This window comes from Mesorhizobium sp. B263B2A (assembly GCF_020165775.1).
GTDB classification, from domain to species: Bacteria; Pseudomonadota; Alphaproteobacteria; order Rhizobiales; family Rhizobiaceae; genus Mesorhizobium; species Mesorhizobium opportunistum.
In genome coordinates this window covers 215,010-227,914 of record NZ_JAIUIU010000002.1, presented here as the reverse complement: position 1 = coordinate 227,914, position 12,905 = coordinate 215,010, and the positions used below count along the sequence as shown (strand labels likewise).

At 62.7% G+C, this 12,905-nt stretch carries 13 protein-coding genes and 1 pseudogene; 11 read left to right on the top strand and 3 right to left on the bottom strand.

The features are described from left to right. Window positions 1–361: 361 nt before the first annotated feature. Window positions 362–1,090 carry a class I SAM-dependent methyltransferase gene (locus LB568_RS06415; protein WP_140572082.1) on the top strand — a complete coding sequence of 243 codons (729 nt, stop codon included), beginning with the start codon at window positions 362–364 and terminating at the stop codon, window positions 1,088–1,090. A 42-nt stretch (window positions 1,091–1,132) separates the two neighbouring features. Further along, window positions 1,133–1,255, top strand: a pseudogene (locus LB568_RS06410) (SDR family oxidoreductase); the annotation flags it as partial. A 284-nt stretch (window positions 1,256–1,539) separates the two neighbouring features. On the opposite strand, the gene LB568_RS06405 reads toward LB568_RS06410, so the two are convergent. Both LB568_RS06405 and LB568_RS06400 read right to left on the bottom strand, forming a co-directional pair. Further along, window positions 1,540–2,901, bottom strand: a complete 1,362-nt coding sequence (locus tag LB568_RS06405) for a sensor histidine kinase (RefSeq protein ID WP_224729625.1) — start codon at window positions 2,899–2,901, stop codon at window positions 1,540–1,542. Further along, window positions 2,898–3,566: a response regulator transcription factor gene (locus LB568_RS06400; RefSeq protein WP_140572084.1), complete on the bottom strand. Its 669-nt coding sequence runs from the start codon at window positions 3,564–3,566 to the stop codon at window positions 2,898–2,900. Before LB568_RS06400 ends, LB568_RS06405 begins: the two co-directional genes overlap by 4 nt. A gap of 285 nt (window positions 3,567–3,851) precedes the next feature. Between LB568_RS06400 and LB568_RS06395 the strand changes: the two genes are divergently transcribed. Both LB568_RS06395 and LB568_RS06390 read left to right on the top strand, forming a co-directional pair. Next, a complete protein-coding gene (locus tag LB568_RS06395; RefSeq protein ID WP_041164125.1) occupies window positions 3,852–4,451 on the top strand; it encodes a class I SAM-dependent methyltransferase in 600 nt (199 codons plus the stop codon). Further along, window positions 4,448–5,065: a DedA family protein gene (locus LB568_RS06390; RefSeq protein WP_013894003.1), complete on the top strand. Its 618-nt coding sequence runs from the start codon at window positions 4,448–4,450 to the stop codon at window positions 5,063–5,065. The genes LB568_RS06395 and LB568_RS06390 overlap by 4 nt, the downstream gene beginning before the upstream one ends. 404 nt (window positions 5,066–5,469) lie before the next feature. Here the strand turns inward: LB568_RS06390 and LB568_RS06385 are convergent, their stop codons facing one another. Further along, window positions 5,470–6,369, bottom strand: a complete 900-nt coding sequence (locus LB568_RS06385) for an SMP-30/gluconolactonase/LRE family protein (RefSeq protein ID WP_224729624.1) — start codon at window positions 6,367–6,369, stop codon at window positions 5,470–5,472. Between the two features lie 107 nt (window positions 6,370–6,476). On the opposite strand from LB568_RS06385, the gene LB568_RS06380 reads away from it, so the two are divergent. The 7 genes from LB568_RS06380 (at window position 6,477) to LB568_RS06350 (ending at window position 12,836) form a co-directional block, all read left to right on the top strand. Then, window positions 6,477–7,196: a FadR/GntR family transcriptional regulator gene (locus LB568_RS06380; RefSeq protein WP_224729623.1), complete on the top strand. Its 720-nt coding sequence runs from the start codon at window positions 6,477–6,479 to the stop codon at window positions 7,194–7,196. A 1-nt stretch (window position 7,197) separates the two neighbouring features. Continuing rightward, window positions 7,198–8,400, top strand: coding sequence for a mandelate racemase/muconate lactonizing enzyme family protein (locus LB568_RS06375; RefSeq protein WP_224729622.1), 1,203 nt, complete (start codon window positions 7,198–7,200; stop codon window positions 8,398–8,400). 23 nt (window positions 8,401–8,423) lie between these two features. Next, entirely contained in the window at window positions 8,424–9,401 is a 978-nt protein-coding gene (locus LB568_RS06370) for a sugar ABC transporter substrate-binding protein (RefSeq protein WP_140572089.1), read from the top strand. 87 nt (window positions 9,402–9,488) lie between these two features. Continuing rightward, entirely contained in the window at window positions 9,489–10,466 is a 978-nt protein-coding gene (locus LB568_RS06365) for an ABC transporter permease (protein WP_140572090.1), read from the top strand. 3 nt (window positions 10,467–10,469) lie between these two features. Next, a complete protein-coding gene (locus LB568_RS06360; protein WP_140572091.1) occupies window positions 10,470–11,201 on the top strand; it encodes an ATP-binding cassette domain-containing protein in 732 nt (243 codons plus the stop codon). 12 nt (window positions 11,202–11,213) lie between these two features. After that, entirely contained in the window at window positions 11,214–11,969 is a 756-nt protein-coding gene (locus LB568_RS06355; RefSeq protein WP_140572092.1) for an SDR family oxidoreductase, read from the top strand. A 3-nt stretch (window positions 11,970–11,972) separates the two neighbouring features. Then, window positions 11,973–12,836, top strand: coding sequence for an aldose 1-epimerase (locus LB568_RS06350; RefSeq protein WP_013894011.1), 864 nt, complete (start codon window positions 11,973–11,975; stop codon window positions 12,834–12,836). Window positions 12,837–12,905 lie beyond the last annotated feature (69 nt).

Sequence of the window (12,905 nt, the reverse complement as noted above, 5' to 3'; positions counted from 1 at the left end):
TTCAGCCCAAAACCGAGTTCGCGCGCCGCTCCCTGTGAGGTTTGCCACCGCGTTCGAGAATGCGAGTTTCCCTTGGTGGATCGCAAGCGGCTACGTGACCGACTTTTCGTCGGAAAACAACTTCGACGGCCCTAAGGGCCAAATGCGGCGTTGACGCCAACGGTACCGGATAATATCATTTCTGCATGGTCGAGAAGGATACCAATATTGTCTCCCGGTTCGCCGGCATCCCAGAAGGCGGGATGCCGGGACATCGGCCGTTTTAATATCGACAGCGGAACGATACCTAGGCCTCGCCGTTCGTGGACGAGGCTTTCCGCATGACCTGTGCCTCGTCCCATCACGTTTTGATGGAGTTATCATGGCACAAAATATCTACGACGATCCGAACTTCTTTTCTGGCTATAGCCAGCTTCCCAGGCAAGTTCAGGGCCTCTCCGGCGCTCCCGAATGGCCCGCGATACGCGCTCTACTTCCTGACTTGGCCGACAAACGGATCGTCGACCTTGGTTGTGGTTTCGGCTGGGCTTCTCGCTGGATGCGCGAACAGGGCGCGACATCCGTTCTCGGGATCGATTTGTCCGAGAACATGATCTCGCGTGCACAAGCGAACACGAGTGACAATGCGATCACTTACCGCACCGCAGATCTCGAAACGCTTGAGTTGCCCGAAGCAGCGTTTGATCTCGCTTATAGCGCCTTAACATTTCACTATATCCGCGATTTCGAGCGCCTCGCTCGCATGGTTCATCAGTCGCTCGTGCCTGGAGCGGATTTCGTCTTTATCATCGAGCATCCGATTTTCATGGCGGCCGCCCACCCGCGATGGATCAAAGATGAGAACGGTCGGAAGACCTGGCCTGTGAACCGCTACGCTGTTGAAGGCGAGCGCCGGACCGACTGGTTTGTAAAAGGAGTGGTCAAGTATCATCGGACCGTTGGTACGACACTCAACGCATTGATTCACGCCGGATTTACAATCAAAGCCGTGGAAGAGTTCGCGCCATCGCTGGAGCAAATCAGAGAAAATCCAGCTTTGGAGGAAGAATTAGAGAGGCCTATGATGCTTCTCATATCCGCAAGGCGGTAGCACATCGGAGTTCTTGTCTGATGTGCTGATCACGAGGAGGTTCCAATGGGGCGGGCCGGCGAACCGGAGGAGATTGGACCCCTCGCCGTCTATCTGGCATCGCCGGCATCGAGTTATGTGACGGGTGCGAGTTTCGTTATCGACGGCGGCTACACCGTTTGGTGATTGTTTGTAAATGAAGGTGGCAAGCTGCTCGGAGGTCAGCCGTCTGTTGGGGCCTCTCGGCCATGTGGACGAGAATGTGCAGGGTCGAGGAAAGCCGGCCGTTGCGTTTCATGTAACTTAGTCAGTTACGATTCGCGCCGATGTCAAACACGCACCTGCGCTCATGCGGACCAGCGGGAATGCCTAGAGCAATTCCAGGAAAAGCGTGAAAGGTTTTCCGTCAGGAATTGCCTCAAAACAAAGAGTTAGAGCGGTTTGCCGCTTCCGTCAAACGGTGAACGGCGCTAGGCGGGCAAAGCGCGGAAACTCATCCGAAAGCAGGCGCCGTTCGGCCTGCCGTCGAGGATCTCGATACGCCCGCCATGCACTTGCATTATCTCCTGCACCAGGTTGAGGCCGAGCCCGGCGCCGTGATCCTGCGGGCGCAGCCGGTAGAAGGGCTCGAAGACGCGTTCCCGCTCGCTCAGTGGAACGCCGCCGCCTTCGTCCCGCACCTCGATGACGGCGGGAGCTGCAATGCTGACGGTGATCTTGCCCGAGCGGCCGCCATGTTCGATGGCGTTCTGGACGAGATTAGTCACGACGCGTTCGATCGCGGTGCGGTCGCCGGAGGCGAAAACTGTTTCTCTTTCGGGTTCGAACGACATTTCGTATCCGGCCGAAAACGCCATCGGCGCGAGGTCGACAATGACGCTGCGCGCAATCGCCACAAGGTCGACCTTTTCAAAAGAAGTGACCTGTCGGTCGAGACGCTGCAGGTCGAGCAGCTGGTCGGTCAGCGTCGAAAGCCGCGCGGCGTCCTGCAGCAGCCGCGCCCGTTCCGGTGTCGCCGGCAGCGCGGCGAGGCGCGTGTTGAGGATGGCGACCGGTGTTCGCAGTTCATGCGCCGCGTCGGTCAGGAAACGCTTGTGGCGCTCATAGCCCTTGTCGAGGCGCGACAACGCCGCATTCACCGCCTTCACCAGCGGTGCCACCTCCAAGGGCACGTCCTTCAGCGGCAACTGCGCGCCGCGCTGGTCGACGTCGATGCGCCCCGCCTCGGCCGCCGCATGGCCAAGGCCCGAAAGCGCACCGCGCACCACCCAGGGTGTGGCGAACAGCGTTGCCAGTGCCATCAGCCCGGCAAGCGGCAGTATCCCCTGCAGGAAAAATTGCGGCGCCTGTTGGAGCAGCCGCATGAGCGAAAGCCCGCCCTTGGTGCCGGTGAAGATCTGGACATTGCCTGCCGCCGTATCGGTCCAGCGGATCTTTCCTCCGGGCGGCGCGGCTTGCCCGATCGCCTGGTCGATACGGGCATCGCTGATGGTGTCCAGCAGTCCGGCGAAGGGCCGGAAGATGGTCGGCACCGTTCCTTCCTGCAGCCGCTGCCCTTGCCTGTCGCGAATGATGAACCAGAGGTCCGGAACCCCAGATCGCAGCTTTGCCATATCCGGCGTCTCGTTGAGAACCAGCTTGCCGCTGGCATCGCGTGCCACCGCATCCGCCAGCACGTCCATTGTGCCGTCCTCATAGTCGTGCGGAATGAGACCCGTGGCCAGCATGGCTCCAAGAATGCCGACGATGATCAGTGTCAGCATCGCGCATTGCAGCAACGCGATGCGCAGCACCAGGCTCCATTTCAACGAACGCGGGCGCTTGATTGTCATGTCGTCTCGCGCAGGAGGTAGCCGACGCCGCGAATGCCGTTGATTGTCACGCCGCCGTCGGCGAGTTTTCGGCGCAGGCGCGAGACATGAGTGTCGAGCGCGTTGGACTGGATCTCGTCGTCGAGGCCGAACACCGCTTCCATCAGCGCCTCGCGCTGCACCATGCGGCCGGTGCGCCGCATCAGGGTTTCCAGCACCAGGAGTTCGCGGCGCGGAAGGCTGAGCGGCTCGCCACGGATCGACACCTCGCGATGCCCGACATCGAGCACCAGATGGCCGGTGCGGATGAATTGCGACTGCATCGGTACCGGACGCCTGAGCAGCGCGCGCAACCGAGCCAGCAATTCCTCGAAGGCGAAAGGCTTTGCCAGATAGTCGTCCGCGCCCATGTTCAGCCCGTCGACCTTGTCCGACGTGTCGCCCTTTGCCGTCAGCACCAGCACGGGCGTGGTGTTCTTTGCTGCGCGCAGTCTGGGCACCAGCGACAGCCCGTCGCCATCCGGCAATTGGCGGTCGAGCAGGATGGCGTCGTAGCTGTCGGCGGCAACGAAGCCCTCCGCCTCCAGCAATGTGCCGGCGTGATCGACCACCATGTCGTGACGCTCAAGCGCGGCGCGCAGCGCCGAGACCATCTCGGGTTCGTCTTCGACCATCAAGATACGCATGCACCATCCTTGATAACGACATAGCCATGGCGCTACCGCGCCAACATTGCGCAAACATGGCAAAGCCGAATGATCGAACCCGGCAAGAGTTTTCTTTGCATCCGCGATATTGCGCAATGCCCATGCAATCCAGTCGCGCCAAACAGCGCCAGTCGGCAGGAACCGCCCATGCCGGCATCAAGGCGTCGGACCCGACTGCGCAACAGGTTCGGGTCCGACGCTGAAACGAAATCAAATGGCCGCACCAAACTGATTGTCGCGCTGCTGTCCGGATTGAGGTTAGCTATGTCTGCAAATGATGCTCTGTCTTTTCTCATGGCGTGGATGGTGGCGCCGTTCAGGATAGGCTCCGTCACACCGTCCAGTTCCAGCCTGGCGGCATTGATGACGCGCGATATCGGTCCCGACACCGGCCCCGTGCTGGAGCTTGGTCCGGGAACCGGCCCGTTCACCCGGGCGCTGCTGGCGCGCGGGGTGAGGGAAGAGGATTTGACGCTGATCGAGTCCGATTCGGATTTTGCCGCATTGCTCAAGCGGCGCTTTCCCGCCGCCCGGGTCTTCGAAATGGATGCCGTCGGTCTGCGCCATCTGTCGCTATTCCAGGGGCCGGCGGTCGGCGCCGCCGTCAGCGGGTTGCCCTTCCGCCTGATCTCGCCGCGCAAGACGCTCGCCATTCTCGAAGGGGTTTTCGCAAATCTTCGCCCGGGCGGCGCGCTCTATCAGTTCACGCTCGGCCGGCGATGTCCGTTCGACCAGTCGTTGCTCGATCGGCTCGATCTAGAAGTCACGCGGGTTGGCCACACCTTCCGCAACTTCCCGCCGGCGACAGTCTATCGCATCGCCAGGATCAAGACGCTCAGCATCTATGACTGGCGCTTCGCATGACGGGGGCGCTGGCGGCAATCCTCGGCTTCGGTCTGTTGGGCGTCTTCTGCCTCGCCTTCACCGAAAAGCTCCTGCCAATCCCGCCCTCGCACGTGCTGCTGCTGTTCCTCGGCATGACCGCGGCGCCGCATGGTTCGACGCTGGCGATCCTGCTGCTGGTGACGACGCTTGCCTCCACCAGCGGCTGCCTTGTCTGGTATGCGGTCGGGCGCCGGATTGGACCTGACCGTGCCGACAGGCTGATCGAGCGCTTCGGCAGATACGTCTTCCTGCGCCATGCGACCTACCGCAAGCTCGGCCAAGCCTACCGCCGCAATCACGTCCGGGTCTCCCTGTTGGCGCAGTTCACCCCGACGGTGCGCAATTACCTGCCGATCGCAGCCGGCGCGCTCTGTCTGCCGGCCTTACCCTTTGCGGCCGCGACGCTGCTCGGCGCCACGCTCTGGAACGCCGGCTTTCTCACCACCGGCTATCTGCTGCGCGGCAGCGGCCAGGACCCGTTCACGGTGGGCCTGCGCATCATTGTCATTGTCGTGGCCCTGGAGACGGCCTTCATGCTTGCGCTGCGCTATGGCCCCGCATGCCGGCAGCGCATCAGGCAGGTGCTCGGCTGAGCGCCAGCTCTCCGGTCATGGGATAAGCTCTGCCGTCGGCTTTCCTTCGCTTCCGCGCCGGTGTTTGGTCCGGCCATGGCCTTCACCATCCGTCAGCTGCAGTTCTTCATCGCCATGACCGAGCAAGGCCATAGAGAGAATACGAAGGAAACGGCGAACCATCCGCTAACATGCTGATTTCCAAGGAAACGTTGACCCTCAGCGAATAGCATAATCGTTATTCGTCAACGGCTTACGAAGCGGTTCGCCTAAATTGATTCAAGAAGCTGACCCAGCCGCTCGTTGACCGCATGTTCTACCGAATGGCAGCAATGCGCCGCATGTCGTTTATTCCAGCTATCCGGTTCGGTCCCCACGCAGACACGGCTTGCGCCAAGGCAAATCGCGGCCGCACTGCAGAGGCTCTAACCGAAACGGTTGATCGATTGGCCTCGCTCCCCGGGCCGGAGCGCAAAGAGGCCGCCCTCATGCCGGCGCGATTCAAGATCCTCGGCGGTCATGGTAAAGCGCGCCGAGGTGATGAACAGAATATCGAGATCGGCACCGCCGAAGGCGCAGCTCGTTGGCCAAGAGCAGGGCAGTTCGACAATCCGATCCAGTCGGCCGTCCGGCGCGATGCGGGCAATGCAGCTGCCGCCCGCGACCCGGCAGTTCCAGATGTGACCTTCGGCATCCATGCAGGAGCCGTCCGGCAAACCGCGCTGGAAGTCGCCGAAAAGCAGTCGCCGATTGGTGAGCCGCGAAGAGCCGCTGTCCCAGGCATAGCTGTAGAGTTCGTTCTTCATTGTGTCGGCGGTGATGAAGCGACCGTCCGGTGTCCATGCCATGGTGTTGGTGATGCCGAACCGGTCGTCGGACAGGCGCGTTACGACGCCATCCGGAGCAACCCGAAAAAGCTGTCCGGCCTCCTGCGTGATGGCGACGGGAGCATCATCGGGTCCGATGTTGTTGGCCATCGTGCCGATCCAGAACGAGCCATCGGGCGCGACGACGCCCTCGTTCAGCCGAATGTCGGGCCTGTTCGGCTCGATGGTCGCAATCGTTCGGAACGTCCCGCCGAAATCCCACAAGGCAATCTCGTTCCTGAGGCCGACAATTGCGCCTCCATCGGCGCGCAGGCCGATCGAGGTGACCAGATCGTGCGTCTCCCAAGACTCGTGAGCCAGGGTCAGCGGATCCAGCCGGTGGATCCTGCGGCCGATAATGTCGATCCAGACCAGCCGGTTGCGGCGGTCGTCCCAGACCAGGCTCTCGCCGACGACGTCGCGCGCATCGAAGAGCAGGCCAGCATTCATGTCGTGCATGCGGTTCCTCCAGGCGAGCGCATCCAGAAACGCACTTGACACATATCTTTCCCATGAACTAACGACAATTAAATAATAACCTGTCATACAGGTTTCGAGGGGACAACATGCAGGCTCCGACGGAAACGACGGGTGAACCGAATCCCGGCCTAGTGAGCACGGCGATCCAGGCGATCACTCAGCACATCCGCACCGCGGGCCTTGCGGCGGGCGATTCGCTGCCGAGCGAAGCGGCCATGACACGCCAGCTCAATGTCTCGCGAACCGTCGTGCGCGAAGCGTTCCGATCGCTTTCGGCAATGCGCCTGATCGACATGAGCGCCGGGCGCCGCGCCACCGTGGCCAAGCTCGATACCGGCGCCATGTCGATGGTGATCGAGCACGGCATCACCACGCAGCAGATCAGCGTCCATCAGGTCTATGATGTCAGGCGCACGATCGAGATGCGCACGGTGGCGCTCGCGGCGCTCCGCCGCACCGATGCGGAAGCCGCTGCAATCGCGCAATCCGCCAGGTTGATGCGAGAGAATTTCCAGGACCCCGAGATCGTCATGGAGCACGACATCGCCTTTCACGAGGCGATCGCGGCGGCTTCGCACAACCCGGTCTTCTCGCTGATCGTCACCGCCTTCAGCGGGGTGACGCGCCGCACCTGGGTGATCGGCTGGCGAACACGCTCTTCCAGCGAAGACCAGCTCAAAATGATCAAGGGGCACGAGGACATAGCCGAGGCGATCCTCAAGGGCGATCCGCGCCTCGCCGCCGAGCACATGGCGCAACATTTCGACAAGAGCGTCAAGGCGCTCCTCGATGCGGGAATCGCCTGACATGAAGATCACCGCGATCGAGACCATTCGCATCGAGGAGCGGCCCAACCTTCTCTGGGTCGAGGTCCATACCGACGAGGGCATCACCGGGCTCGGCGAGACATTCTTCCTGTCGCGCACCGTCGAGGCGTATCTGCACGAATATGTCGCGCCCCGGGTGATCGGCCGCGATCCTCTAGAAATCGACCTTTTGTCCGCCGACCTGGTTGGTTATCTCGGGTTCCGCTCCAGCGGCGCCGAGGTGCGCGGCAATTCGGCGTTCGACATCGCGCTGTGGGACATTTTCGGCAAGGTCACCGGCCAGCCGATTGCGCAGCTTCTGGGCGGCTTCAGCCGGCGCTCCATCCGCACCTACAACACGTGTGCCGGCACCGAATACATCAAGGACGCCAAGGGCCAGACGACCGCCAATTACGGCATCGGCGCCGGGCGCGACTACGACGATCTCAACGGCTTCCTCAACCGCGCCGGCGAGCTGGCCGAGGAACTGCTCGAGGACGGCATCACGGCCATGAAGATCTGGCCGTTCGATCACGCCGCCGAAAAGACGCGTGGCAACGACATCTCGGCGGCAGATTTGAAATCCGCGCTGCAGCCATTCGAGAAGATCCGCCGCGCCGTCGGCGACAAGATGGACATCATGGTCGAGTTCCATTCCATGTGGCAGCTGCTGCCGGCCATGAAGATCGCCCGCGCGCTGAAGCCTTATGCCACCTTCTGGCACGAGGACCCGATCCGCATGGACAGCCTCGGCGACCTGAAACGCTATGAGGCGGTCAGCCAGGCGCCGATCTCGGCCTCCGAGACGCTGGGCAGCCGCTGGGCGTTCCGCGACCTGCTCGAAACCGGGGCTGCCGGCATCGTCATGCTCGACATCTCCTGGTGCGGCGGCTTGTCGGAGGCGCGCAAGATCGCCGCGATGGCGGAGGCCTGGCGACTGCCCGTCGCGCCGCATGACTGCACCGGTCCGGTTGTGCTCGCCGCCTCGACGCATCTGTCGCTCAATGCGCCCAACGCGCTGGTCCAGGAGAGCGTGCGCGCCTTCTACCGTACCTGGTACCGAGACCTCGTGACGGCGCTGCCTGAAGTGAAGAATGGCATGATCACCATACCGCCGGGACCGGGCCTGGGGCTGGCGCTCAACCCTGACCTTGGCAAGGCCTACACCGTCCAGCGCCGCGTCTCGAACAAGACCGACATCTAGAAAATCCAAAGGGAGGAATTGAAATGAAAAAACTGACTGCAACACTTCTGCTTGGCGTCGCTCTTTTCGGCGCCCAGACCGCCGCGCGTGCCGAGGGGCTGAACATCGTTTTCACGCACCATTCATCGGCATCGAACACTTTCTGGCAGGCGGTGAAGAAAGGCTTTGACGACGGCTGCGCCAAGGTCGAGGCCAATTGCAACATGGTCTTCACCCAGACCGAGGGCTCGATCGAACAGCAGGTCGCCAACATGCGCGCAGCCCTTGCCGCCAAGCCCGACGCGCTGCTGACCTCGATCGTCGACGACCATGCCTTCGATGACGTCATCAAGGAGGCGCGCGATGCCGGCGTGCTGGTGATCGCCGTCAATGTCGACGACACCGAAGGCGCCAAGGGCAACGCGCGGCAGGCTTTCGTCGGGCAGGGCTTCAAGCCGGCGGGCTATTCGCTCGCCAAGGCCATTTCGGAAAGCTTCCCGAAGGACGGCCCGGTCAAGGTGCTGGTCGGCATCTCGGCGCCCGGCCAGAACTGGTCCGAGAGCCGCGGTGCCGGCGTGATGCAGTTCCTCGAAGAATACAAGGCCGCGCACGCCGACCGTGACGTGTCGTGGGAGCGCATCGACAGCGGCACCGACCTTGCCATCACCTCCGACCGCGTCGGCGCCTATCTCAACGCCCATCCCGACACCACCGCCTATTTCGACACCGGGTTCTGGTGCGCCGGCGTCGCCCGTGTGCTGGCCGATCGCGGCGTAGCGCCAGGCAAAGTCCTGCTCGGTGGCTTCGACCTGGTGCCGGAAGTGCTGCAGCAGATGCAGAAGGGCTACGTGCAGGCACTGGTCGACCAGCAGCCCTACATGCAAGGCTTCATGCCGGTGATGGAGGCCTATCTCAACAAGAAGATCGGCCTGGCGCCTTCCGATATCGACACCGGCCAGGGCATCGTGCGGCCCAACGCGGCTGATGCGATCATGGCGCTCTCGGCCCAGGGGATGCGCTGACTGCGCGGTGCCAATGAGCGACTTTCCATCGGCGGCGGCCGCGCGCCGCCGATGCGTCAACAGAAGTTCGAATTCCTGGAGCCTGACGTGAAGCGTCTGTTCAAGACCTATCTCGAGAAGCCGGAGCTGGCCGGTCTGATCCTGCTCTTGCTGCTGATCGTCGTGTTCCAGATCCGCTCGCATGGCGTGTTCCTCAACCAGGACAACCTGCGCGGCATTCTCGGCATCCTGCCGGAGGCGGGGCTTGTTGCCATCGGCGTCACCATCCTGATGATCAGCGGCGAGTTCGACCTCTCCGTCGGCTCGGTGTTCGCGCTGATGCCGATGACGATGGCGGTGCTGATGGTGCATGGCGCCCCGTTCCCGCTGGCGCTGCTCGCCGGACTGCTTGTCGCCGCGGCCATCGGCTTCGTCAACGGCTACATCACCATCCGCTTCGCCATACCGAGCTTCATCACCACGCTCGGCATGCTGTTTATGGCGCGCTCGCTCACCGTCGTCGTCTCGGGCGGCTTTCCGCCGCTGCTCCCGGCCGATCTGCCGAACTGGCTGTTCACCTCCTTCGTCGGCCCCGGCAACATGTTCCGCATGTCCTTCCTGTGGTTTGCCGGCATTGCGGTGCTGACCTCGCTGATGCTTTCGCGCACGAATTTCGGCAACTGGATCAAGGCCACCGGGGGCTTCCCGCCGGCCGCCGCCGCGATGGGCATCCCGACCGCCAGGGTAAAGATCATCTGCTTCATGCTCTGTTCGATGCTCTCCGGCTTCGCCGGCATGCTGCAGGTGCTGCGGCTCGGCTCGCCCTTGCCTTCGATCGGCGAGGGCATGGAATTGCAGGCGGTGGCCTCCGCCGTTATCGGCGGCGCTTCGCTCGCTGGCGGAATCGGCACCGTCATGGGCGGCATCATCGGCACGACGCTTATCCGCGTCATCGACAACGGCCTCGTGCTCAGCCATGTCGACGCCAATTGGTTCAAGTTCGCCATCGGCTTCCTGACCATATTCGCCGTCGTCGCCAATGCCTGGATGCGCAAGCGCGCCAAGGCCATCAAGATGGAGGCTTGAGCGATGGCCGACGCGATCATCTCCGTCCACAACCTTCACAAATGGTATTCCGGCGTCCATGCGCTGAAGGGGGTGACACTCGACTTCACCCGCGGCGAGGCGCTTGGACTGGTCGGCGACAATGGCGCCGGCAAATCGACCCTCATCAATATCCTCTCCGGCGTCCACACGGCGGACAAGGGCGAGATCAAAGTCGAGGGCAGGACAGTCCGCATCGCCAAGCCGCGCGACGCGATGGATCTGGGCATCGAGACGATCTACCAGTACAATTCCATGGTGCCGACCATGTCGATCGCCAGGAACCTGTTCATTGGCCGCGAGCCGACCCGGTTTTCGGTCCTCGGGGTCGGCTTGCTCGATCAGAAGAAGATGGCCAGCGAAAGCATCAGAGCAATTGCCAATGTTGACCTGCACCTGCGTTCGCCAGATGCTCTTGTCGGCGAGCTTTCGGGCGGCCAGCGGCAGGGCGTCGCCATCGCCCGGGCGATGCATTTCAAGTCGAAGGTGATGATCCTCGACGAGCCGACCAACCATCTCTCGGTCAAGGAGACGAGGAAGGTGATCGGCTTCGTGCGTGGCCTGAAAGAGCAGGGCATCACCGGCGTCTTCATCAGCCACAACATGCATCACATCTTCGAATGCTGCGACCGCGTCGTGGCGATGGCGCGCGGCGAAATCGTGCTGGACAAGCGGGTCGCGGAGACGTCGATCGATGAAGTCCACAGCGTTCTGTAAAAGGTGGCGGCAATGACAGTCCTTGCCGATCGGGTCGTGCTCCTGACCGGGGGCCTTGGCTCACTCGGCCGGGCCCAGGCGGTGACGCTGGCGCGGGCCGGCGCGCGCGTGCTGGTGCTCGACCGCCCCGACAGTGAGGATGGGGCAGGAATTGCTTCGGCGCTGACAGCTGAGGCAGACGGCGACATCACTTTTGTCGGCTGCGACCTCAATCGGCTTGCGGAGGCGGAGGCAATGGTGGCGGCGCTCGCGGCGAGGCAAGGCGGCATCGACGTTTTGATCAACAACGCCGCCCTTATCATCAACCGGCCGTTCGAGGAATTCTCGCTGACCGAGTATGAGGACCAGATCCGGGTCAACTCCTCGGCCGCCTTCGCACTGGCGCGGGCCTGCGCGCCGGGGATGAAGGCGAAGGCCTATGGCAAGATCGTCAATTTCTGCTCGATCACGCTCAACGGCCGCTGGGACGGCTACGTGCCCTATGTCGCTTCCAAGGGCGCAATGCTCGGCCTCACCAAATCACTGGCGCGGGAGCTCGGGCCGCATGGCGTCAGGGTCAATGCCGTATCGCCGGGCGCCGTGGTTTCGGAGGCCGAGGCGCGGGTGTTCGGCGACCGGCTGGCGCGATACAACGACTGGATCCTGGAGAACCAGGGTCTCAAGACGCGCATCGAGCCGCATCACGTTGCCGATCTCGTACTGTTCCTCGCATCTCCCGCCTCGGACATGATCAGCGGGCAGAACATCGCCATCGACGGCGGCTGGTAAGGGATGGCCGGCCTGCTGGAGCTGCGCGACGGCCGCGCCCGTCTTGTGCTGGCGCCAGAGAAGGGTGCCGCCATTGCGCGCTTCGACGCGCTGGTCGGCGATGTGCCGGTGCCGTTGCTTAGGCCCGGTGATGGCACCGGCACCTCGGGCTGCCAGCTTCTGGTTCCCTGGTCGAACCGCATTTCAGGCGGCGGCTTCGAGTGCGACGGCCGTTTCCATGCCGTCGAGCCGAATGTGCCGGGAGAGGCCTTTCCGATCCATGGCGACGGGTTTCAGAGGGAGTGGCGGATTGCCGGCTGCAGCGCCACCGAGGCGGAATTGGTCCTCGACGCCGGTGGGATCGGCCCCTACCGATACGAGGCACAGGTTGTCTATGCGCTACATGACGGGGTGCTGGATGCCAGCCTCACCGTGCAGAATCGTGCCGGCATTCGCCTACCTTATGGCCTCGGCTTTCATCCATGGTTCCCACGCCGAGCTGGAACGACGCTTGAGGCGAAGGCGGCACGCGTCTGGCTGGAGGACGAACGTCATCTGCCGGTCGGCATAGCGCCTGTGGCCGATTACCCGGAGTGGGATTTCTCGCGACCCTCTTTGCTGCCACCAAGCTGGGTGAATAACGCATTCGGTGGCTGGGACCGTCACGCCGCGATCATGCAGCCAGAGGACGGTATCACCCTCTCGCTCACGGCTTCGTCGCTACTCGATGTTTTCATCCTCTATTCGCCTTCGACGGATGCCGGATACTTCTGCTTCGAACCGGTTTCGCATCTGGTCGACGCGCACCACAGCGGGGGCATGATGCGGCTCGAAGAGGGCGCCACCATGAGCGCCAACATTAGGATGGGCTGGAGTCATATCGGTTGATGTTGGCTGAAACACAATCATCAATCGAGCACGGACCCTATCTCTGCTGTCGTGTACAATGCCTGCTTC

Excerpts from the sequence above, each read along its gene's own strand:
- LB568_RS06360 (WP_140572091.1), top strand. The coding sequence starts at position 10,470 with ATGGCCGACGCGATCATCTCCGTCCACAACCTTCACAAATGGTATTCC.
- LB568_RS06385 (WP_224729624.1), bottom strand. The coding sequence starts at position 6,369 with ATGCACGACATGAATGCTGGCCTGCTCTTCGATGCGCGCGACGTCGTC.
- LB568_RS06375 (WP_224729622.1), top strand. The coding sequence starts at position 7,198 with ATGAAGATCACCGCGATCGAGACCATTCGCATCGAGGAGCGGCCCAAC.
- LB568_RS06390 (WP_013894003.1), top strand. The coding sequence starts at position 4,448 with ATGACGGGGGCGCTGGCGGCAATCCTCGGCTTCGGTCTGTTGGGCGTC.
- LB568_RS06405 (WP_224729625.1), bottom strand. The coding sequence starts at position 2,901 with ATGACAATCAAGCGCCCGCGTTCGTTGAAATGGAGCCTGGTGCTGCGC.
- LB568_RS06395 (WP_041164125.1), top strand. The coding sequence starts at position 3,852 with ATGTCTGCAAATGATGCTCTGTCTTTTCTCATGGCGTGGATGGTGGCG.
- LB568_RS06400 (WP_140572084.1), bottom strand. The coding sequence starts at position 3,566 with ATGCGTATCTTGATGGTCGAAGACGAACCCGAGATGGTCTCGGCGCTG.
- LB568_RS06380 (WP_224729623.1), top strand. The coding sequence starts at position 6,477 with ATGCAGGCTCCGACGGAAACGACGGGTGAACCGAATCCCGGCCTAGTG.
- LB568_RS06350 (WP_013894011.1), top strand. The coding sequence starts at position 11,973 with ATGGCCGGCCTGCTGGAGCTGCGCGACGGCCGCGCCCGTCTTGTGCTG.
- LB568_RS06415 (WP_140572082.1), top strand. The coding sequence starts at position 362 with ATGGCACAAAATATCTACGACGATCCGAACTTCTTTTCTGGCTATAGC.
- LB568_RS06370 (WP_140572089.1), top strand. The coding sequence starts at position 8,424 with ATGAAAAAACTGACTGCAACACTTCTGCTTGGCGTCGCTCTTTTCGGC.
- LB568_RS06355 (WP_140572092.1), top strand. The coding sequence starts at position 11,214 with ATGACAGTCCTTGCCGATCGGGTCGTGCTCCTGACCGGGGGCCTTGGC.